Origin of the sequence: Paenibacillus sp. HWE-109, assembly GCF_022163125.1 — a bacterium.
Taxonomy (GTDB): Bacteria; Bacillota; Bacilli; order Paenibacillales; family NBRC-103111; genus Paenibacillus_E.
Genome location: NZ_CP091881.1, coordinates 3,800,692 through 3,823,086 on the forward strand (window position 1 = coordinate 3,800,692; position 22,395 = coordinate 3,823,086).

Genomic DNA, 22,395 nt, shown 5'->3' on the forward strand with positions numbered 1-22,395 from the left:
CTCATTCATTTGCATCTATTCGTCAATTTTGAGAACGGCCATGAAGGCTTCTTGCGGCACTTCCACGCTGCCCACCTGTTTCATCCGTTTTTTACCTTCTTTTTGCTTGTCGAGCAATTTGCGTTTCCGGGAAATGTCACCGCCGTAACACTTGGCGAGAACGTTTTTGCGCATCGCTTTTACCGTCTCACGAGCCACAATCTTTTGTCCGATGGCCGCTTGAATCGGCACTTCGAACATTTGCCGCGGAATCAGTTCTTTCAACTTATCGCAAATGATTTTGCCGCGGTGATAGGCTGTATCCCGGTGAACAATGAAGGAAAGCGCATCGACTTGCTCCGCATTCAGCAGAATGTCCATCTTCACAAGATTGGATCTCTTGTAACCGGAAACTTCGTAATCAAACGAAGCATATCCTTTGGTTCTTGATTTCAGCATATCAAAGAAATCATAAACGATTTCGGATAACGGAATTTCATACGTCAAAGTTACCCGGTTCGTATCCAGATATTCCATGTTCAAATACTCGCCGCGTTTCCCCTGACAAAGTTCCATAATCGTTCCTACATAATCATTGGGAACAATAACCGAAGCTTTCACATAAGGCTCTTCCACAAAATCGATACGCTGCGGATCCGGATAATTCGATGGGTTGTCAATTTCCATCGTATCACCATTCGTCAACGTAATGCGATAGATAACGCTTGGTGCCGTCGTAATCAACGGAATGTTGAACTCACGCTCAATACGTTCCTGAATAATTTCCATATGCAGAAGTCCTAAGAATCCGCAGCGGAAACCAAAGCCTAGAGCTGTCGATGTTTCCGGTTCAAAACGAAGGGATGCATCGTTAAGTTCCAGCTTCTGCAAAGCTTCGCGCAGATCGTTGTAATCCGTCGTTTCGATCGGATACAGTCCGCAGAACACCATCGGGTTAATCCGGCGATATCCAGGCAGCGCTTCAGGCGCCGGGCGATTCGCCTCGGTCACTGTATCCCCAACCCGCGTATCTCCGACATTTTTGATGCCCGCTACTACGAAACCTACATCTCCAACCTCAAGTGAAGGAACGGAAGACATTCTCGGCATGAAAGCGCCGACTTCAATAACTTCAAAAACTTTATTGGTCGCCATCATTTTAATCTTGGAGCCCGCTTTGATCGATCCATCCATGACACGCACATACACGATTACACCTTTGTAGCTGTCATAATGGGAGTCGAAAATTAGGGCTTGCAGCGGATTGTCCGGATTGCCTTGTGGCGCCGGCACTTTTTGACAGATTTGCTCGATGATTTCTTTGATCCCGATCCCGGCCTTGGCGGAAGCATGAACCGCTTCGCTTGCATCCAGTCCGATCACGTCCTCGATTTCCTGCTTCACCTTATCCGGATCAGCGCTCGGCAAATCAATTTTATTAATAACAGGTAAAATTTCCAAGTTATTTTCTAGCGCCAAGTACACGTTAGCCAATGTTTGCGCTTCAATGCCTTGAGCCGCGTCCACGACCAGCAATGCGCCTTCACATGCCGCAAGGCTTCGAGAAACCTCGTATGTAAAGTCGACATGCCCCGGTGTATCGATCAAATTGAGGATATAATCGATGCCATCGTCTGCGCGGTAAGCTAGCCGAACCGCCTGCAGCTTAATCGTAATCCCGCGTTCCCGCTCCAAATCCATCTGGTCAAGCACCTGCTCCTGCATCTCACGAGAAGAGAGTGCGCCTGTATATTCCAAGATGCGGTCGGCAAGTGTAGATTTGCCGTGATCAATATGGGCGATAATTGAAAAGTTGCGAATTCGTTGTTGTCTTGCTCGAATGTCTGTCATGCTAAAGTACTAACCCCCACTACATGCAAATAATTTTCATTATAGCAGTTGTGTGAAGTTGCAGCAATGTACGTTCTATCCTTTACCCAGTAAAGCATCAAATAGGGATACAAATAAGCGGATGCCATGATGTGACGCAATCTGCAAAAGATCACCCAATTTATTGCCGACATGATTCAAAGAATTATCGTGATCCGCGACAGGCACCGATTTGGTCGTAGGCACTGGTGCCGCGACAGATTGCCCTTTCGTCGGTTGCTCTCCCTTGGTTTTGGCGGTTGGTGCTGGCGATGTCTTCAAGTCTGCCGCTTTGCCCGGAGATGGGCTCGAAACCACTTGTCCAGCTTTGGATGAAGGCTGCGGACCTTGAATGCGATCCATACCGCTGGATGCCAAACTGACGCCGAACAAGATACAGAACAACAGCAATAGTCCGAACAGTCCCATTTTGAGATAAAATCGCCTCACCCTCATCAGACCAACCTCCTCCAAATTTCCAAAAAATTAAGACTGTTTGGGCGTTGTTATCGGTGCATCCACTTTTTTGGCGTTCAAAATCACTTCAGATATCGCTTCCGCTAACCAATCCGTCGTTCTGTAGCACTCCTCGAGCGTATTGTAAGGACCGCCTACTTCAATCAAGATCGAATTCTCCGAAAAGTTTTGATTATATAACCCGTTATTCCCTTCTGTTGCTTCCTTCGCATGAATCCCTTTGGAGATACCGGGATGCTTCGCTTCCAAGACTTGATGAATTTTGCTTGCGAATTCCTCATTCTTTTTCCAGTTTGGATTTTTGCCGCCAATGATGAAGTACACCTGCGCATAATCCTTGCCGTCTATCGTCGTTGTCGTTTTGTTGCGGACGGCTGAATCCCGGTGAATATCAAAGAAATATTGCAGATCCGGGTGAGCAACAGAAGCTTCTTGCAGCGTCTTTAAGGAATACTTGTACGAGTAAGGATAGTCGAAATTTTTCACCGTGCTCGGATATACCGTTTGAGAATGAACAGCTCCGATGCCATCCTTCTCTAGATTTTGCGCTAGGCGTTGACCTACAGAAATAATATTCACTTTATCACTGTATGCTTTATCAGGATTCGTGACGCCTTTGAGCTCGGGCAAAAAGGATTCATTACTATGTGTCTGATAAATGAAGGCTACATTGTCACCAGCTGATTTCGGCGGCTGCCCCAGCGGATTCGCCACTGGCGAAGGGCTTGCTGACGCTGATGGTTGAGGTGTCGGCGCCGTATGGCCGTTGATTGCCTCCGCCTCCAAATCCTGCGTAATTGGCGTATAATCAATCGGATCGCTGGAATTGGTTTCGCTCCCTCTCACCAATACGGTCGATTTCGTCGCGTCCATGCCCGGCACTTCACTCGCGACTAAACTTCTCGGATCGTTGGGATTGATGTCCGTCATGAACTGAAAAGCAAAATGAAAAACATTGTGCTGGGAAAAGGTGAATTTCTTCTGTTCTTTATTTAGATGAGGCACTTCCATGCCCAGCATATCGATGAAAAATTGATTCGTGACCGAAGCAGCAAGACTTTTCATAGAGGAAACAGGCGAGGTCGTCATAAATCTATTTTGCAGGACCCCTCCTAGACCGATAAGCACAAAAATGGCGAGGGTGGCTGAACTTAATATGAAAAAGGTTTTTCCGACGGAACTTGCGCTCTGAAACGTTTTTCGAACATGGCTGAGATTCAATGTAGCTGATGTCCATTTCATAGTTTGATTCCTCCTAATCTATCTTACTTTAATCTATGAATCGGGCCTCTTCGATAGAACCCAAAACACTAGAAAATTTCTAATAGAGATAGGAGAAATTCAGCTTCTTCAAAGCGAGAAATCCTGATAAGGGAACACCAGGGCGCTAATTGGGCAAATAGCAGGGATACTACCCGCTGTAATGACACTTTTTGCTAGAATAGAGGCCTGGCGTTTCCCATACCTCTGAGCAAGACAGCTTGGGTAGCTACTCGTTCACTCCAAAACATAAAATTTTGTACCTGGGGAATACGGTTGCGCACAAAAAAGGCCGCCCTTCAGGTTAATAACCTGTGGACGACCTAATCTTGTTCGAGCCTATGATTACGCGAGAGATTCAAAATCGAAGGAGCCTTTGGCTACGATCGTTACCCCGCTTGTTTTGTTTAATACGGTTGGTCCTGTGTATAGTTTCAGCAGTGACTTGTCACTGGTTTGATGTTCTTTCTTGGGGGTTAATCGGTTACGAACTTTCTTCATGTGCTTCAGCATAAAGCATCCTTCCTTTCACAATGGATTTAAGTGAAGACACGAGCTTCGCATTTTTTTCCGATAGTTCCATCATCACCTGATGATGATTGCGCGGCGGAATATCCGTTCTCGTCTTGAAATGGATGGAGGAAACAATCGTTGGATGCAGCTTCACGCAGTAGATATATTCAAACTCCCCATCCTCTTTGTCTTTGGCACGGCCTAAGATGATGTTCGTATCTTGGCTGCGGTAACATTCGGCTAGGTAACTGTTGGCGTCGTTCACGTGGAAACTGTGATTATTGCTTACCTGACCGGCTCGACCGAACTGCTGTAAGGTCACTCCGTCATCCCGAAGTTCAAAGAGCGTTGCTGCAGTCACTTCTTGAAGCTCGATTATACCACAATTGGTATCAAATGTCTTATGGAATTTATCCAACACACGGTCATAATCTACACTGGATACACTAAGCGAATCCAAAGCATCAAACAAAAAACTGCGGATCGCCTCATTTTTTCTCATATCAGACGCTTTGAAGCGTTTCTTCTGCTGACTCATGCTAAGTTTAATCGGATACAGATGAGGCCCTGCCAGTTCGGCAAGCGGCGCTGCGTCCTGACCGTCATCCACGAGCAAAGGCGTGAACCCTTCCAAGTAGTCAGGCAGTTGACTACCTTGTGATTGGAGAATGAACGTCCGGCTATGACCCAATTCACCGATGCACAGACCGATCAATACGAGTATATTCGCATAGTTCGGAGGATCATGACGATCTGTGTTCGTTACAACCAACAGGGCGAAATCACACTCTTCAATATGTCTCTTAAGCATCTTTAATTTTTGCTGGGAAGCCGTCAATACCCCCTGATTAATCAGTGTGACTTCCGAGACTGCTGTCAGTTGCGATTGAAAGAATTCCCCCCAAAGTGTGCCCGCTTGGGAGCAGCCAATGAACAATTTAGGTTTCATTTTGCCCTCAATCCTAACTCCCCCAACATTTGCTTCACTGTGTAGGATGCTGGACCAAGACCAGCCATTAACCCAGAGGGGTGGTTCGCATGATAAGTAAGCGGTGTCAATCCGATCAAATCTGTAGCAATATGCAGTTCCTCTTTTTCGGGAATGAGAAAATAGGTTCTTTCCAAACCAATTTGACCAATAAATAAACCGAGCTCAAGGATGACGTTGTCCCGCACCGAACTGACCAGTGAATCTCGCAATAAGGTCAAATCGTTCGGTTGAAAAACAAACACGGCGAAATCGCTGGCTTTCGCTTGCTTAATTAGCGGAGCGAGTGTGGTATGTGAAGGCGGAAAAAGGAGCTGACTCCAAATCGTAACATCGAATGTAAAATGTAAATTAGACTGCAAGGCCTCTGCCACTTCAATACTTTCCGCAGATGACCCGATAAATAGCTTCGCTCGCTGCGCACTGCTCAATAGAATCACTTCCTAACATAGAGATCATCGTCAGTTATTTCGACGCAGACCTCCTATCTCCTTCCATATTTTCTGAAATTGGACAAAAAGAAAGAACGGCATCCACCACAACCGTGGACACCGTTCTCCGTCATTTTCAGTGCGTATATGCGGCAACATTCTCAACACTTACCGCATCATGCAAGGCGGCATTCAAGCCACTTGCAATAATATTGGCAATGTCTTCAATAAATTGGTCAATTTCCTTAGGCGTAACGAGCAAGTCGTGCCCTACTGGGTTTAGCACCTCTTTTACAAGCTGCAATCGCTCATCCTCATGGATATTGTCCAGAAGGCCGAGAATTTGCCCTGTGTTGCTTGTCTGCTCGCTAAAATGCTTATGCATAAGGTCAAAGGCATTATTCACTATCGTTGAGGCATACACAACGGTTGGAACCCCGATTGCGATAACGGGAATGCCTAGATTTTCTTTGGTTAATCCCTTGCGTTTATTCCCGATGCCGGAACCTGGGTGAATGCCTGTGTCAGCAATTTGAATCGTCGTATTGACTCTATCCAAGGATCTGGAAGCCAATGCGTCAATGGCAATAATGAAATCAGGCTTAGACATATCTACAATCCCTTGTACAATATCACTGCTTTCTATACCTGTCGTTCCCAGCACCCCGGGCGCTACGGCGCTGACGGCTCTGTAGCCGGGACTCACATCCTCTGGAACTAATTCGAAGTAATGCCTCGTTACCATCACATTCTCGACCACCAAGGGGCCTAGCGCATCGGGTGTTACATTGGCATTGCCCAACCCGATGATGAGGGCTTTGGCATTCTTGGGAATCCCGATTTCACGCAGAAATTGTTCGAACTCCTGGGCTAGTTTCGTGGCGACGCGGTCCTGCAATTGGCTGTCCTTCTCCCGAAGAGCAGGTACTTCTATTGTTATATAGTGACCGAGAAGCTTACCAAGCGCTTTGGAGCCTTCTTCGTTCAGAACGTTGATCTTGGTAACCCTGACACCATTCTCACGGGAGGATTCTTGTTGAATGCCGGGAATGGGCTGCCCCTGATTGGCGGCATGCGCCATGTCCCTTGCGTCGAGCGCGAGATCGGTATGTGTTGTAAATGAGCCTAAGTCCATAGAAGTTCCCCTTTCTCAGGTGCCTTGCATCCTATATTGTGTGATGAATTTTGGGCCCTTATGCAAAAACGATACCCTCTTAAAAGCTATTGGCAGGTCTTGCATTTTCACTTGTTGCATGGTAGAATACTTAAAGTTGTCAGCAAACATACAAATGTAACGTTGAACCGTGTTTTGTAAGTAGGAGGTGAATTTCATGCCAAACATTAAATCCGCTATTAAACGAGTAAAAGTTAGCGAAAAGCGCCGTCTTCGTAACGCTTCCCAAAAGTCCGCTCTGCGTACTGCGGTGAAAGCTTTCGAAACTGCTGTAACCCCTGAGGCTCTAGTTTTTGCTTCTAAGAAATTAGACAAAGCTGCTTCTAAAGGTTTAATCCATAAAAATGCCGCTAACCGCAAGAAGTCCCGTCTGGCTAAAAAGCTAAACGCTCTTACGGCCCAAGCGTAATACAAGGACATAAAAACAAAGAGGCTGCCTTCAATGTAGATCATTCTACTTGAGGGCAACCTCTTTTGCATTTATTTGGCCGTACTCTTACGGATAGGAGTCTGCAAAGACTTCTATTCTAGAGAAACGGCTGCTTTTGGCGCAAATAAGAGCCTTTGGAGGCTCTTATTGCTTCGTTCCAAGGAGTTTGGACTTGTTTGGTTGCAGATAGGAGTCTGCAAAGACTTCAGACTTCTATTCTAGAGAAACGGCTGCTTTTGGCGCAAATAAGAGCCTCTGGAGGCTCTTATTGCTTCGTTCCAAGGAGTTTGGACTTGTTTGGTTGCAGATAGGAGTCTGCAAAGACTTCTATTTCAGAGAAACGGCTGCTTTTGGCGCAAATAGGAGCCTCTGGAGGCTCTTATTGCTTCGTTCCGAGGAGTTTGGACTTGTTTGGCTGCAGATTAGGAGTCTGCAAAGACTTCTATTCTAGAGAAACGGCTGCTTTTGGCGCAAATAGGAGCCTCTGGAGGCTCTTAATCCCTCGTTCCGAGGAGTTTGGACTTGTTTGGCTGCAGATAGGAGTCTGCAAAGACTTCTATTCTAGAGAAATGTATCTGAGTCAATAGAGTGGACACAAAAAAAAGAGCTAAGAAATCAGTTTTATTTGCTTGTAGTACTGGGATTCAAACTTGTCTGGAGACAAATAGCCAAGCTTGCTGTGCGTACGTTTCCTGTTGTAGAAAAACTCAATGTACCAGTAGATTCGTTGGTGTGCTTCTTGGCGGCTTTGAAATTTATATCTGTACACCAATTCCCGCTTGAGAATGCTGTGAAAAGCCTCTATACAAGCGTTATCGTAGCAATTGCCTTTACGGCTCATACTACGAATCATATGGTATTCTTTCAGTTGTTTACGGTACTCATTAGATGCATACTGCGATCCCCGGTCTGAATGATGGATAAGGCCTTTAGGCGGCCTTTTGGCTTCGTATGCTTGATTTAAGGCGTCTAGCGTCAGTTCCACGGTCATGCGATTGCCCAGCTGCCAGCCAACGATTTTGCGGGTAAACAAGTCAAGAACGCTTGCTAAATAAAGGTTTCCTTGACGTGTATGGATGTACGTGATGTCGGTAACCCATACTTGATTCGGTCTTGTACACACATCAAAATGCTGATTTAACCAATTTGGCGCAATCGGGTGGCTGTGATTGGAATCCGTTGTTTGCACCTTGAATTTCCCTATAGCTTGTGAGCGTAAACCCTTCTTTTTCATGATACGCCCAACCGTTTTGACAGCGACTTTGAAACCTTTCTTTCTCAGTTCCTTTGTAATTTTCGGACTCCCGTAATTCCGATCCGATTCCAAGTACTCCTTTTCCACCTCTTTAGCCAACGCTTCGCGGTACTTTTTCCGCTCACTTGGGGGTGTGGTTCGCCATTTATAATAGCCGCTCTTGGATACACCTAGTACGCTGCACATCTTCTCAACTCGAAATGTTGAACGGTGGTCATCAATGAACTTGAATCTCACTTCGGGTCTTTGCTGAAGATGTGCAGCGCCTTTTTTAAGATAGCTAGTTCTTCCTCTAGGTCTTTGTTGCGTTGTTCCAAGTCTTTCATGATCTGGTCATGGCTACGTAGATTGCCACTTCCTACGAAGGGCTCATCTGGAAATTGGCGATATTTACTGACCCAACTGCTCAATGTTTTCGCTGGAATGTTCAGTTCGTTTGCAATATCCGGAATCGATTTACTATGTTGTTGAATGTACTTAACCGTTTCTTCTTTGAACTTTTGATTGTACCGTTGGCGGAATTCACTCATCTCGGACACCTCGTCATTTAGATAGGTCTATTATCTAATTTCCCAATTCGCTGTGTCCACTGTTAAGTCTAAATGCAAAACGGCTGCTTTTGGCGCAAATAGGAGCCTTTGGAGGCTCTTATTGCTTCGTCCCGAGGAGTTTGGACTTGTTTGGCTGCAGATAGGAGTCTGCAAAGACTTCTATTCTAGAGAAACAGCTGCTTTTTGCGCAAATAAGAGCCTCTGGAGGCTCTTATTTGTTCGCTGAAGAAGTTTTGTCCGCTGTTGGTTAGGGAATACCGAAGAGGAGGATGCTCTCAAAGCTTTAAAAGCCATGTGAGAGTCATCCCCTATTTCGGCAATTATTCCATTTTAGGCGGCCAGCCTGAGAAGGAATAGTTCCAACCCTAACACTTTATCGATTCTGCCTGTTTTCATCTGATAGTCCAAATCGGCCAGCTGGGACATAATCTCACTCAGCTTTTGAATATCATACCGCCTCGCTTGCCCTTCAGCGATCTTCACCGCAAAAGGATGCAGACCGATCTGCGAAGCCATCTGCTGCTGGGAATACCCCTGTTTGCCAAGCTCCTTGACTTGGAGCATGATCCGAAATTGCCGCGCAATTAACGAGGCGATCTTAATCGGCTCCTCACGCTGCTTGAGCAATTCCTCCAGAATTACAAACGCCCGTTCCAAACGGACATTTACGATGTCCTCAATAAGGATAAATACGTTCTGCTCCGTACTGCGCGCCACAAGTTGGTCAATGATTTCAACCGTAGCCTCCGAGCCTGCTCCAACATACAAAGAGATCTTCTCAATCTCAGCAGACAGAGACTGTAAATTGCCTCCAGTATAGAGAATCAGCTGGTCAGCCGCCTCCTTCACGAAAGTAAAGCCGCGCTGCCGGGCTTGTCCCGTCACCCAGACTTGCAGCTCATCTGCATTCAAGGAAAGGAACGGAACAGCAGCTTCCAGCTCCTTAAGCGCCTTGACAATCTTCTTGCGCTCATCTAATTTGTCAGCGTCCACTGTGAAGACGACCACGGTATGCTCGGCCGGAGATTTCAAATAATCCATTAAGCGATCCAAATGATGTTCAATCTTCGTGCTCTCCTTGGCGCCTGTAAAAAACAAAGCGTTCTTGGCTATAACCAGCTTCTTGGGCACCATAAAGGGAAGCGTTTCAGCATCTTCCAGAACGGCTGAAAGGCTGATTTCACTTAGATCGAATTTGCTGACAGCAAATTCCTTGTGTTCGGGTTCAATAAGCAAATCGGTTAATACCTGAATAAATTCCCGCATTTTATATTTCTCAGGCCCATAGCACAAATAAACGGGTGCAGGGCGGCCTGCTTGAATATCTTTTAATGCTCTTTTGGCGTCCATGGCTAGCGTCCACTCCTTGCCTTCATTCTACCAACAACAAAGGGACTACGTCAAAGCCCTAAGACTTTGCCGCAATCCCCTTGTTAGTCTATTTAAACACCGGCGAAAGGCTCTAGAAACCTTAAACCGTGTGGACGAACCGTTATTTTGCTTTGCTTGCTTAGATTTCTTACAGCATATGCAAAAGTAACTCTTCTGGTGCATTCGTATCACAAGTTTTATGGAGACACTTCTGTTTTGTTTTTGAGATCGATGCGACTCGTGTGTAGGGAGCCTCCGCTCTCTACTTGATAGAACAAGATCTCATCCTTAGACCATTCCACCAGCGTGATGGGATCATCGGTTTTCCAAATTTGTTTGGACTCAAATACCACTTCTAGAGTCTTGCTGCTGCGAATAATGACGTGCTGCTTTTCAACTACCGCTACATAAACATCTGTTTTGGAATGCAGTTCATTCGCAGGAGCCGCGTACAAAGATTGGAATCCTACTGCATCGCTGGAATCCGCCCCTTTCTTGGCAAGCGGCGGAGGGGATTGCTCTCCCGCTTTCGATGAAGCAGCTTCTTTGGGATCGACCTGTTTCTCAGGACTATTAACAGCGCCACCTAACGTAGACTGGTTTGTTAAGCTGGTCTCTGTGTCCTTCTTCTCCCCAACGGAAGATTGGGCAGGATCCTGCATACGTGCCGGTTCGGATGTCGAAGGAGCAACCTTCATTTGATTCGTGCTTCTGTTTGTGTCTTGCGTAATGGGTTGCGGCTTCTCAAGCTTAGCGTCCGTCGTTGCTTGAGGCCCTGTCACCCCTGCCCCAGAAGCAGCAGGTGCTTGTTTGTTGTCTGACTTCTCCATCGTATCCGTCAGTGCTTGACTAGATGGAACCGGCACGACATCGGTTGGATTGGCATCTTTGTTCTCGATCACCGAATCGGTCGTTACCGATTTGCGATCAGCTCCCGCTGCTTGTTCTGAACTTTTGGATTCTGCACTGCTTCTTGCTGGTAGAAGTCCATCGGCATTATCTATGACAGGATGCTGCATATTAAATGCGAAGAATCCAAGGATAAGGCCCGCGGCCACGATCCCGCCTGCGAATTTCCATGAGAATTGTGATCCAACTCGGCGTGTCCTAGGGAGTTTTGAGGTCTGTCCATGATCCATCTGACTTGCATTCGTGCTGAAGACAGCCACCTTGTCGGTAATGGATGCCGCGGCAAGCTTATCCAATTCGGATATTTGCGGCATAATAGCGTCGACTAAACTGTATGGAGGAACAACCTTGGGTAATTGGGTCAACTCATCGGACAATCTCTGTAAACGTTCAAACATCTGTGCACAGTCCAAACAGTATGCTAAGTGAGCGTGCAGCTCATCTTGCTCATGTGCTTCCAGATCACCATCCAGCTGTCTTTGCATAAGTTCCATCACCTCTTGACAATTCATCCCCGAACACCTCCCTTCTGATAGTCTTGGAGCAACGACTGTAACTGATGTCTCGCTCGAAATAAGTATGACTTCACCGTATTCAGTGGCAAGTTCAGCGATTCTGCAATTTCATGATACGAAAAGTCCTGCAAATAACGAAGAACAACGACAGAACGATGGTGTTCGGGAAGCTTATCAATTGCCTCTCGAATGTCTTTGGCTAAATAGCCAGACATAATTTCATATTCAACATTATGCTCTGCAGTAAAGGTCATATCATGCTCATCAATAGAAACCGTAGGTTTCGCCTTGCGAAATTTATCGATGCAGATATTGGTAACTATCCGCTGCACCCACGTCTTGAATAACGCTTTTTCTTCATACGAATTAATTTTTGTATAAATCCGAAGGAGCGCCTCCTGTGAAGCATCAAGGGCATCCTGTTCATTATTCAAAATATAATAAGCGGTTCGATAGACGTGAGATTCAATTTCTCGCAATAGGGTAATGAGAGCATCACGATCACCGGCTTGAGCTGATCTAACCAGTTCGGGTGCTACCACTGGGATCCCTCCCTCTTGCAATCTTACAGACGCGGCTGCGGCTCATAAGGTTGCAAATCTTTTAGAATAATTTAATATGGCGACTTGCAACTACCAGAATAACAAACTTTCATAAATAAATACACCTGTTAGACGTAAATCAGCCGGATAAGTTTCGGCTTTTTTCCTCGTTGCGCGCCTCCCTTTCTAAAACCTCAAATTATTATTCATTGTAAGTCATTTTAAAAGTTGGGATAGTACTATGTTTATCTAGTACCACCGATATTGAAAAAGCCCGTGAACTCCAAACGCGGAGTCACGAGCTTTTCTCATGAAAGCCAACCATTTTTCTCCGCAATCGCAATCGCATCGATCCGGTTTTTGGCTTCCAACTTTTGCAGTATTTCCGAGACATAATTGCGAATGGTTCCGCTTGAAAGAAATAGCTGCTTAGCCATCTCGCCCGCTGATAACCCCTGTGCGATCAACTTCAATATGTCCTGTTCCTTGCTGGTTAACGGATTCTCAGCTTCCCAGAACTGCAAAGCAAGCTCAGCCGAAATGGCCCTGCCCCCTTGCTCTACTTTGCGCAGCGCCTCGCTTAATTCCTGAATGGGCGCGTCTTTCAATAGGTATCCGTGGACGCCGGCTTTCATAGCTCGCTGAAAGTAGCCGGAACGAGAGAATGTCGTTAAAATGACCACGCGGCATGCCATATTGTTTTGTTTGATTTTCTCAGCCACGTCCAGTCCTGTCAGTTTAGGCATTTCGATATCCATAATACACAGATCCGGTTTCAGCGATTGAATCATGTCCAGTGCCTGCTCCCCATTCGCAGCTTGACCGACAACTTCAATATCCTCTTCTAGATCCAGCAGTGCACTCAGAGCTCCTCGCAGCATTCCTTGATCTTCAGCAACTATAACTCTCACTCATGTTCTCCTCTTCCGTTTATGAATGTTTAATAATTCGAGGGATTTGAACGACAAGCTTCGTTTCAATATCCATTCCTTTATGAAATGACATCGTTCCTTCAATGAATGCCAAACGTTCCTTCATGCCCAAAAGTCCTCGCCCTGATGAAGGCTGCTCTGGTTTGGACTGTCCGCAGGCAGGGCCATTGTCAGACAGGCTCATCCCCCAGATATCCGCTGCTTCCCATAACCGCAAAGTGCACTTGGTCGCTCCTGTGTGTTTAATAACATTCGTTATCGCTTCACGCAAGATCATTCCCAAAATGTTTTGAACGATTGGAGGTACGACAGATAGGTCCATCGTATTGTCAAGAACTAACACAATTCCCGCGGTTTGCAGAATCTCTTCCGACTTCTTTAATTCTTCCAGAACAGAGGCCGTGTTCATCCCGGATATCAATTCACGCACTTGTCTCAAAGCAGCTCTGGATGTAGCCTGAATATCTTTCACTTCAAGCAGGGCCTTCTCTGGATTTTTGAAAATCAACTTCTCTGCTAATTCACTTTTTAATGTAATCAAAGAAAGCGTATGCCCCAGTGTATCATGCAAATCACGGGAAATCCGCTGCCGTTCATCCAGCATAGCCAGACGGGTAATCTCATCATTGGCTACCGTTAACTTCATCTTCAATTCTGTCGCTTTCATGCGTGAACGAATGCCGAAAGGAAGTACGAGCATAACAACGAGAGAAGGCAAGAAGTACCAAAGACCATCTCCGTAGAATTGATCGAAATCCAGTAAGATTATAAACACGACCGTTGCCACCAATGTGACGAGCGTGGATATGAACTGCCTTGTTGTCGGTAGCAGCCCCATTAAAGGTATCGCATAGAAAAACATATAAATCAGATAGGGGCTATACTTTGTGGCAAAATACATGACCAACAAACAGATGAGCACAACATAAATCAACCTTCGCTTTGCATCTTTGAAGCCAAGTGTGACACAAAGCGCAAAAAATGCTAACAAAGCAAAGCCGATCCACATTTGTGGAAGCGGCGTTGACGACAGAGACATCACGGGAAATATTAAATAAAAGAACCACAAATACCAAAGGTCAAAAGGTTTTTTCCGATTACCCGGAGATTTATTCATCCATTAGGCCGCTTTCTGTTTTTGCAGGATATACGTAGATAATACCACAAAAACAATCCCGTACACGCTCAATAACAGTACTCCACTCCAAGTAAGCCCGGCGCCCGAAATGATATTCCATGCTCCTTGACCATAGCGGAAAGTAGGCACAAACTGGGCAATGTTTTGCATGATCTTGGGCATAGCTTGCGTGGGGAACCACAGTCCGCCAAGTATGGAAGTTCCCATGAAGATGATTTGCGCCACGACTTGTGTGACCTCGACACTTTTGCAGGTTCCGATCAGCAGCCCTAGTGCCATAAAGGGAAGAGAGCCCAGCCATATCCACAAGCCGCAACCTACCCATTGCATGAAAGTAAGATCTACTCCTTTGACAATGCCGCCCAGCAAGAACATAAAGATGATCGTTACCAGATTTATGATGGAATGCGACACAATTTTGGATAGCACATAGGCGCTAGAAGGGAGCGGCGTGATTTCTATCATACGCAGCCAACCCTGCGTCCTTTCTTGGGCAAATTTAATGCTTAACGTATTCACACAGGCTCCGACCACCCCGAAAACAGTCATCGACATCAAATAGTAAGCCTTCCAGGAAACCCCACCAACTTCTGTATTATCCCCGACTGTCGAGGAGAAAATAAAGTAAAAAATGGCTGGCATGATTAAAGAAAACATGAAAAAACGCTTATTCCGAAAGGTTCTTAAAAGTTCCGCTTTACACTGTGCAATCATAGCTCGCATAGCATTGTCATCTCCTTACATGGAAGTTTATTGTTGAACAAGAAATTGAAAGGCATCTTCTAATCCGCCAGCATGAATTTCAATATCTTTAATATCCAACTGCCTTTGAATCATAGCGAAGATAACTTCATCGGTGTCTGGACTCGTAATCTTGACCTTTCGGCCGCTCCACACGATTTCCCCCACGGAAGGGAGCGATGAGAGCTGGTCCTCTGTTAAATTTGCGCCTGCGGTGAACAGAATCGTCTTCCGATTCGTGGATGCTTTAATTTCTGCGGAAGTGCCGTCAGCAATTAATCTCCCTTTGTTAATCACGACAATACGATCTGCAATGCTGTCCGCTTCTTCCAAATAATGGGTAGTCAGAATGATGGTCCTGCCTTTAGCTGCCATGGTCCGGACCGTTTCCCAGAATTGCTGTCTCGCCGTAATATCCATCCCGACTGTTGGCTCATCCAAAAAAAGCAATTCCGGGTCCCCTGCTAAGGCAAGCGCAAAACCCAGTCTCCGCTTTTGTCCCCCGGATAGCGCAGAAGCCCTTTTATTTTTCTCTGGCTCGAGTCCAGAAATATGCAGCAGATGATGCAGCGGCAGCGGATTCGAGTAATAATGCCGAAATAAATCAATCGTCTCCAGGACTGTCAAACCGTCAATCACATTGACTTCTTGCAGCATGGCGCCCATACGATTACGAACCGCTTTGTCTTGAGGATGGCCCTCAAGAATACGAATCTTTCCTTTAGTAGGCTGCAGAAGTCCCAGCATCATTGAAACCGCGGTCGTTTTCCCAGCACCATTGGGACCCAGTAGCGCAACAACACTGCCCTCATTAATTGTTAAAGACAAATCATCTACAGCTGGTTTTCCTTTAAATTCTTTGGTTACTTGATCCACTTGGATGATTGACTTCATATTCCACCTCGCTATGTGTTAGTTATTGTCTTATCTTAACGCAATCAAAATTACTTGTTCATTCACAGCTATCATCAATTTCGGATGACAAATGTCATTCTCGGTTAATTTAGGGCAAAACGGTAAATATTGAGGTTAGTAGTTTGCAACGCGGAGGAGGAAGCAGATCATGTTTAAACAATTATTCGGCAGAAAACCGATAAGAAGAGCAGCTGCGCCTGCTTCAGCACCAACACCACCCGCTTCCACTCCTGAACCGACTTTAGCTGTAAGTATAGAAGAAAATCTAACCACAATTAAACAAATATTGCATAATCCAAGTGATTTAATGATTCGCAAATTCACTATCGGTGAGGAACAGCACCCTTGCGCGTTGGTTAGTTTTGACGGTTTGGTGGACACAACCCTGATCAATGAACAGTTGCTCAAGCCAATGATGCATTCCTACAACCATAATGCGGAGTCCCCAACTGAGCTTTTGACCATTTTGACGCAGCAAATCTTAACGACTTATGATTTGGAAGTCGAGAATTTGCTGGAGGACGTTTTAACTGCGCTTCTGTCTGGGAATACCCTGTTGCTATTGGAAGATATAAGCAAGGGCATTCTGATATCAAGCAGCGGATGGAAGGCACGCGCGGTTGAAGAACCACAAACGGAATCGATTATACGGGGGCCGCGAATAGGTTTTACCGAGGATATCCGCACAAACTCCGCTATGCTGCGCAGAAGGATCAAGGATACTAACCTTGTTTTCGACACGTATCAAATCGGACGAAGATCCAAACGAGAGGTCATCATTGCTTACATCGCGGACATCGTCCATCCCGATTTGGTCAAAGAGGTCACCAGAAGAATTAAAACCATTGATATCGATGATGTTGAGGGCTCCGGTTTTCTGGAACAGTGGATCACAGACAGCTACCTGAGTCCCTTCCCGGTTATTTTGAATACGGAGCGGCCCGATAAAGTATCGGGTTCCCTTCTCCAGGGACGGCTGGCGGTTATGATCGACGGCGATCCATTCGCACTTATTTTACCGATTACGTTCGCCTCCAGCATGCAGTCTCCCGAGGACTTCTATCAAAATTGGCTGATTAGCACCTTAACCCGGGTTTTACGCTTAATCTCAGCTTTTATTGCGACCTTTTTGCCAGCGCTCTATATTGCCTTACTCGAATTTCATCACGGAATGATACCGTCCAAACTCGCTTTCTCCATTGCCGGCGCGCGAGAAGGAGTCCCCTTCCCGGCTGTTATCGAAGCTTTCGTGATGGAATTCACCTTAGAGCTGCTGCGTGAAGCAGGCTTGCGACTCCCCAAACCGATTGGTCAAACAATTGGCATTGTCGGAGGCTTAGTCATTGGCGAATCAGCTGTGGCGGCAGGTATGGTCAGCCCTGTTATGGTCATTGTCGTAGCGGTTACAGCCATTTCATCGTTCTCACTGCCCTCCTACTCGTTTGCCATTTCACTTCGCATGATGCGCTTTGGCATTATGCTCTGCGCCGCTTTCCTAGGGCTTTACGGCGTTATTCTCGCCTATATTATGATCAACATTCATATTGTAAATCTTAAAAGTTTCGGCATTCCTTACTCGACACCGTTCGCTCCATTGTTCATTCGCGACTGGAAGGATCTCATTCTCAGAGCCCCCCTTTTCTTTCTGAGAAAACGACCACAAATGCTGCAAACCAAAAATGAAGAACGTATGAAACCAAGGAGAAAATAGGATGAAATATTTCGAGTATGGAGATCGTGAAATAGGTTTTTTTGATATGACGATCACGATTTCCTCGATGATTATTGGGGTTGGCGTCATCACACTTCCACGCGACTTGGCCAAAACCGTGGAATCTTCGGATGGCTGGATTTCGCTCTTATTTGCCGGTCTGATCGCAGCCGGCTGCGCGTGGACACTTGCCTACATAGCGACCCATTTCAGTAAACAAGGCTATTATCGCTATGCCACCGCAGCCGTAACAAAGCCTATCGCGATCTTCGCTTTACTTTCACTTGCTTTATACTTTATTCTCTTTACTGCATTTGAAATCAGGGCAATCGCTAATATTTCCAAGCAATATTTATTTGAAAATACACCTGTAGAGGTGATTTCCCTCACCTTCTTAATTGTCGTAATTTACGCGGTAACAGGCAGTCGTGTTGGTCTTATCCGGTTAAACATTTTATTCATCCCCATTGTGATTTTCATTACCATCCTCGTCCTTTTGTTTAGTCTGGGCATAGCTGATTCCAAAGATTTAAAACCATTTTTCATTACTGATTTGAAATCTTTAACCGTTGGCATGAAAAATTCGACCTTTTCATTCCTCGGATTCGAGGTCATTCTCTTCTATATTTCTTTAATGAATCGTCCGCAGCATGCTCCTAAAGCCGCGGTGATCGGCGTATTCCTGCCCGTTATTTTATATACAGCTATCTATCTGGTATGCGTTGGGGTATTTTCACAAATGGCACTGCAAGAAATCACTTACCCGGCTGTTGAATTGGCCAAGGAAATGCAAATTCCAGGTGAGTTCTTCGAGCGTTTTGAGTCCATCTTCTTCACCATATGGATTATGGCTGTGTTTACGACAACGTTTATGGCGTATGATTGTGCTGTTTACGCGCTTTACTCTGTATTTCCGAAGCGAAAGCATGTGACTTGGATTTTCATTCTAAGTCCTATTATTTACCTGACTTGCATGTTTCCCAAAAACTTGACGGATTTCAGTAAGTACAGCATGTACATCAGTTATATTGGAGTCGTCGTCAGCATCCTGTTCCCCATTATCATTCATGTGATAGCGAAGGTTCGAGGAGTGAAAAGTGATGTCGTTTAAAAGGATAATCTGCCTGCTAGTACTCATCTTCACAATATGCCTGCTCACCGGCTGTTGGGATCGCGTAGAAATTAATGAACGCGGCTTTGTTGTAGGGGTTGCCATTGATTTTAATAAGGGGAATGACAAGCATAAGTATGAAGGTACTTATCAAGTGATAGTTCCAGCCGGTTTGAAACAAAGCAATGCGCAAAGCAGCAGTATGTCTCATGGCGGACAAGCTTTTTTCAATATCGCTACTACGGAAAATTCAATGCCTGCTGTAGCCGCCAGAATGTCTTCAAGAACTAGTCGTTCACCCTATTTTGAACATTTAAAAGTCATCATTGTTTCAAGTGAAATCGCCAAAAGCAAAAACATTTTCCCTAGTATGATGGATTTTTTTCTTAGAAACAGTGAAATGCGCAGAGGTGTTCAAATCCTGATTGCAGATGGACAAGCCTCTGACATATTAAACATCGCGCCCAATAATGAAGCAACGCCCGTCGATTATATTTCATCCATTGCCAAAAATATCAAAAAGAGCAACTACATGCTACCCCAATCACGCATTGGAGATGTTCATGAAAAATTAATTCAAACAGAAAGCTTTGTCATACAAACTGTAAAAAAGGTCGAGGATGGTATCACATTAAACGGTGCCGCCTTGTTCGATGGCGTTAGCAATCAGTTATTAGGATTCTTGAATGGGGAGGAAACACAAGGGCTTAATTTCATTACGGAACAGGTAAAAGGAGGCGTTTTAGAATCGATTTTCGAAAAGGAAACTGTAGGATTCAAAGTTGAAGGTACAAAACGCAAATTTATTGTAGAACAACTAAGCCCAGATCACTTTAAGTTTATTGTTAAGTTGAGTGCTGAGGGAGTTCTAGACAAATCCATAGCCGCCGGGGATCCTTCAGAAACCGAAACGCTCGATAAATTACAAAAAAGCTTAGAAGAATTGATTGTAAAAAATGCCAATAAAGCGATCACCAGAATGCAGCATACGTACAAAAAAGATGCCTTAGGAATGGGTGCTTTTCTCTATCAAAATCACTATAAAATATGGAAGCCAATCGCGGATAATTGGGATCAAGGCGCAAATATATTCGCCAAAACAGACATCGAAGTGCAAGCGAAAGTAACGATACGAAGAGTAGGAAATATTTTCCAATCTTCAAAGGAGCGATAATCAAAATGTGGTCTAGATTTATTGGTTCCATGCCCTCTGGGCTGGTCATTCTTTGCGCCCTGCTCTCTTTTGTTGTTCCATTTGGCATCTACACCTTCAATCAAAAACTCCATGAATATGGCGATCCACCTTGGAAGCTAAAGACAGATGAGAAAGATGCGGACGGTAAGGGGCCTTTAAAAACAAATGAATAATGAGCATACACGAAAGCCCTAGCTGGATCATCCTTTACGGATTTAGCAGCTGGGGCTATTCTAGGGTTTAAACTTTAAATTTGGATAGAGAATCCTGGAGAGCAACGGAAAGCTTTTCTAATTTGTCCGATAATTGAACTAAGCCTTTGCTTATGCTTAACTGCTCGGAACTCAAGGAAGCCACTTGTTCCGAATTGGCCAGAGATTGCTCAGAGACCGCACTTACGTTCATCATCGTATCACTAAGCACGAATTGCGATTCTTCCAACTTCAAGACCGTTTGGCTGACAGAGCCCAATTGTTCGATGAAGCTGACCGTTCTGCCCTGTACTTGCTTGAATAGCAAGTCGGCTTCTTTGACAGAATGAATCTGTTCCTGGAAGATCGGGTAGGCCTCGGAGAGAACGGCTACTGTATCTATAATCTCGTTCTGAATCGTTTCCGTAATTTGACCAACCGTCTCAATCGACTTTCTGGACTGATCAGCTAGCTTACGAATTTCATCGGCGACAACCATGAACCCTTTCCCTGCTTCTCCGGCGCGTGCCGCCTCAATGGTAGCATTCAGGGATAGAATGTTGGTCTGCTTCGTCATCTGGCTTAGGATATCCAGCACTTTGCGAATCGAAAGGGTGCTCTCCTTGAGCTTATCAACCTTCTCAACCATAGAACGCGTGATTTCTTCCGTCATGCTCGTTTTGGCGATAACCTCTTCCATATACTGCGTACCGATACGGCTTGAGCTTTGCATTTCCTCTGCCGCAATGCCCATCACCCCGTTTGCCTGCACAACACTGGAGATTTGTTGTCCAATATGAATGGTCAGCTCGTTGCCGCGCTCCGATTGCGAAGCCAGGCCGGATGCGCCACTGGAAATTTCATTGATGGCTACTGCAATTTCGCTGGCAGATGCGGCTGTTTGTTTGGATGATGCGGATAATTCCGCGGCTGTGACCAACACTTCCTCTGATGAATGCGTTGTCTGTTTGAAAAGTTCTGTAATTTGCTTCATCATGGTATCCAAGCTCGTTCCTAACTGGCCAATCTCATCCTTAGCGTTAGTTTGCACGCGAATTCGCAGATCACCGCCAGCCCCATCCTCCATTAAATTCCGAATATGGTTAAGCGGTTTCCCAATCATTCTTGCGACCAAATAACCAATGCCAGCTGCCAGAACAAGCGCGCATAACGAGACAATAATCGTTAAATTATAAATAATTTTCATATCCTTGGTTAGATCATCAATGGGAATTATACCTACGGTAAACCAACCTGTCGCTTCTGATTTGGACAAAACAATCTGTTGATTCCCATCACTCGAAAGGAAAGAATCACTCTTCTTGCTCATGCTTTCCACGCTTAACGGATACCCTGTGGCTGCTCCCATTTGAGCCGCATTTTGACTATAGATGACCAAGCCTGATCCATCCAGCACTTGAATAATCCCCGTATCGCCGAGTTGAATATGCGTTAATTGATTTTTGACAATGTCTAGGCTGACATCAAAAAGTGCCACATAAAATTCCTCGGAGTTAGCTTGATGAATCAAGCTGCCAACCGTAATAACAGGTGATGAAATTCGATTATCCTTCAATTTCGAAGACAGCCACACCGGGTCTCCATCCTTGGCTACAATAGCTTTGAACCAGTCCTGATCTGCATAGTTTTTCTGTGACATCAAACTTGATTTGGTCTGGATGATATCTCCTGCAGGTGTGAACAATTCCATCGACTGAATACCATCATTGGAGTAAATGTAAGCGGATAACGTTGTTTCCAGCGTAGACATATTCTCATTGTATTCCCGAGAATCTTTACTTAATGTCGAAGCCTTGCTCACCTGTTGGTGTAGTGGAGCATCCATCACAAGCTGTAAGGCAAGCTTCTGATACAATTGATACAAAAAATCCAATTTTTGACCGGCCTGCACAATGGTTTGCAGCGAAGCATCGGTGACTTTTGTCTGCATCACATTTTTAGAAATCTGGTAAGAGGTGATTCCCATAAAAATAACAAAAAATAGACTGCTGGCAATAATTGATAAACTAAGCTTAACCCCAACTGACTGCAATTTCGCCTGCCATGCATTGGATTTTTTTGACATAAACAACTTCACCACCAAGTCGATTAATGTAATTAATTAACAGCTAATTTACAATTTCGACATATTTCAATAAATCCCTTCTGCAAAAATGATCATTTCAATCATTTTTAT

Annotated in this window: 20 protein-coding genes and 1 pseudogene; 5 read left to right on the top strand and 16 right to left on the bottom strand. The window is 45.1% G+C overall.

Features of this window, described 5'->3' with window-relative positions; translation table 11 throughout:
- Window positions 1-15 precede the first annotated feature (15 nt).
- The 7 genes from lepA to gpr all read right to left on the bottom strand — a co-directional run bounded on the left by lepA (window position 16) and on the right by gpr (window position 6,652).
- Entirely contained in the window at window positions 16-1,830 is a 1,815-nt protein-coding gene (gene lepA, locus LOZ80_RS16160) for a translation elongation factor 4 (RefSeq protein WP_238172339.1), read from the bottom strand.
- Window positions 1,831-1,905: 75 nt separating this feature from the next.
- Window positions 1,906-2,304 carry a DUF3679 domain-containing protein gene (locus LOZ80_RS16165; RefSeq protein WP_238172340.1) on the bottom strand — a complete coding sequence of 133 codons (399 nt, stop codon included), beginning with the start codon at window positions 2,302-2,304 and terminating at the stop codon, window positions 1,906-1,908.
- A gap of 30 nt (window positions 2,305-2,334) precedes the next feature.
- Window positions 2,335-3,567: a stage II sporulation protein P gene (spoIIP, locus tag LOZ80_RS16170; protein WP_238172341.1), complete on the bottom strand. Its 1,233-nt coding sequence runs from the start codon at window positions 3,565-3,567 to the stop codon at window positions 2,335-2,337.
- A 363-nt stretch (window positions 3,568-3,930) separates the two neighbouring features.
- Window positions 3,931-4,098 carry a hypothetical protein gene (locus LOZ80_RS16175; RefSeq protein ID WP_238172342.1) on the bottom strand — a complete coding sequence of 56 codons (168 nt, stop codon included), beginning with the start codon at window positions 4,096-4,098 and terminating at the stop codon, window positions 3,931-3,933.
- Window positions 4,070-5,047 carry a TIR domain-containing protein gene (locus LOZ80_RS16180; protein WP_238172343.1) on the bottom strand — a complete coding sequence of 326 codons (978 nt, stop codon included), beginning with the start codon at window positions 5,045-5,047 and terminating at the stop codon, window positions 4,070-4,072. Before LOZ80_RS16180 ends, LOZ80_RS16175 begins: the two co-directional genes overlap by 29 nt.
- A complete protein-coding gene (locus tag LOZ80_RS16185; protein WP_238172344.1) occupies window positions 5,044-5,517 on the bottom strand; it encodes a TIR domain-containing protein in 474 nt (157 codons plus the stop codon). The genes LOZ80_RS16180 and LOZ80_RS16185 overlap by 4 nt, the downstream gene beginning before the upstream one ends.
- Before the next feature lie 136 nt (window positions 5,518-5,653).
- Window positions 5,654-6,652: a GPR endopeptidase gene (gpr, locus tag LOZ80_RS16190; protein ID WP_189006498.1), complete on the bottom strand. Its 999-nt coding sequence runs from the start codon at window positions 6,650-6,652 to the stop codon at window positions 5,654-5,656.
- Window positions 6,653-6,848: 196 nt separating this feature from the next.
- Between gpr and rpsT the strand changes: the two genes are divergently transcribed.
- Window positions 6,849-7,100, top strand: coding sequence for a 30S ribosomal protein S20 (gene rpsT, locus LOZ80_RS16195; RefSeq protein WP_189006501.1), 252 nt, complete (start codon window positions 6,849-6,851; stop codon window positions 7,098-7,100).
- 628 nt (window positions 7,101-7,728) lie between these two features.
- Here rpsT and LOZ80_RS16200 read toward each other — a convergent pair.
- The 8 genes and pseudogenes from LOZ80_RS16200 to LOZ80_RS16240 form a co-directional block, all read right to left on the bottom strand.
- Window positions 7,729-8,906: pseudogene (locus LOZ80_RS16200) on the bottom strand (IS3 family transposase).
- A 351-nt stretch (window positions 8,907-9,257) separates the two neighbouring features.
- The gene (holA, locus tag LOZ80_RS16210; protein WP_238172345.1) at window positions 9,258-10,277 is read right to left on the bottom strand and encodes a DNA polymerase III subunit delta; all 1,020 of its coding nucleotides are present in this window, start codon (window positions 10,275-10,277) and stop codon (window positions 9,258-9,260) included.
- Between the two features lie 218 nt (window positions 10,278-10,495).
- Window positions 10,496-11,719 (bottom strand): anti-sigma factor family protein, encoded by a 1,224-nt coding sequence (locus tag LOZ80_RS16215; RefSeq protein WP_238172346.1) that lies wholly within the window; start codon window positions 11,717-11,719, stop codon window positions 10,496-10,498.
- Window positions 11,716-12,264 (bottom strand): RNA polymerase sigma factor, encoded by a 549-nt coding sequence (locus tag LOZ80_RS16220; RefSeq protein ID WP_189006510.1) that lies wholly within the window; start codon window positions 12,262-12,264, stop codon window positions 11,716-11,718. Before LOZ80_RS16220 ends, LOZ80_RS16215 begins: the two co-directional genes overlap by 4 nt.
- Before the next feature lie 308 nt (window positions 12,265-12,572).
- Window positions 12,573-13,175 (bottom strand): response regulator transcription factor, encoded by a 603-nt coding sequence (locus LOZ80_RS16225; RefSeq protein WP_283214768.1) that lies wholly within the window; start codon window positions 13,173-13,175, stop codon window positions 12,573-12,575.
- A gap of 19 nt (window positions 13,176-13,194) precedes the next feature.
- Complete coding sequence (locus tag LOZ80_RS16230) at window positions 13,195-14,313, bottom strand: sensor histidine kinase (protein ID WP_238172347.1); 1,119 nt, start codon at window positions 14,311-14,313, stop codon at window positions 13,195-13,197.
- 3 nt (window positions 14,314-14,316) lie between these two features.
- A complete protein-coding gene (locus tag LOZ80_RS16235; RefSeq protein ID WP_238172348.1) occupies window positions 14,317-15,057 on the bottom strand; it encodes an ABC transporter permease in 741 nt (246 codons plus the stop codon).
- Window positions 15,058-15,084: 27 nt separating this feature from the next.
- Entirely contained in the window at window positions 15,085-15,969 is an 885-nt protein-coding gene (locus LOZ80_RS16240) for an ABC transporter ATP-binding protein (protein WP_238172349.1), read from the bottom strand.
- 169 nt (window positions 15,970-16,138) lie between these two features.
- Here LOZ80_RS16240 and LOZ80_RS16245 point away from each other — a divergent pair, with 169 nt between their 5' ends.
- Genes LOZ80_RS16245 through LOZ80_RS16260 form a run of 4 tightly spaced genes read left to right on the top strand, consistent with a single transcriptional unit; the run spans window position 16,139 to window position 20,180 of the window.
- Window positions 16,139-17,701 carry a spore germination protein gene (locus LOZ80_RS16245; RefSeq protein ID WP_238172350.1) on the top strand — a complete coding sequence of 521 codons (1,563 nt, stop codon included), beginning with the start codon at window positions 16,139-16,141 and terminating at the stop codon, window positions 17,699-17,701.
- Between the two features lies 1 nt (window position 17,702).
- Window positions 17,703-18,812 carry a GerAB/ArcD/ProY family transporter gene (locus tag LOZ80_RS16250; RefSeq protein WP_238172351.1) on the top strand — a complete coding sequence of 370 codons (1,110 nt, stop codon included), beginning with the start codon at window positions 17,703-17,705 and terminating at the stop codon, window positions 18,810-18,812.
- Complete coding sequence (locus LOZ80_RS16255) at window positions 18,802-19,986, top strand: Ger(x)C family spore germination protein (protein ID WP_238172352.1); 1,185 nt, start codon at window positions 18,802-18,804, stop codon at window positions 19,984-19,986. The genes LOZ80_RS16250 and LOZ80_RS16255 overlap by 11 nt, the downstream gene beginning before the upstream one ends.
- A gap of 5 nt (window positions 19,987-19,991) precedes the next feature.
- Window positions 19,992-20,180: a hypothetical protein gene (locus tag LOZ80_RS16260; protein WP_238172353.1), complete on the top strand. Its 189-nt coding sequence runs from the start codon at window positions 19,992-19,994 to the stop codon at window positions 20,178-20,180.
- 67 nt (window positions 20,181-20,247) lie between these two features.
- Here LOZ80_RS16260 and LOZ80_RS16265 read toward each other — a convergent pair whose 3' ends face one another.
- Window positions 20,248-22,284, bottom strand: a complete 2,037-nt coding sequence (locus LOZ80_RS16265; protein ID WP_238172354.1) for a methyl-accepting chemotaxis protein — start codon at window positions 22,282-22,284, stop codon at window positions 20,248-20,250.
- Between the last annotated feature and the right edge of the window lie 111 nt (window positions 22,285-22,395).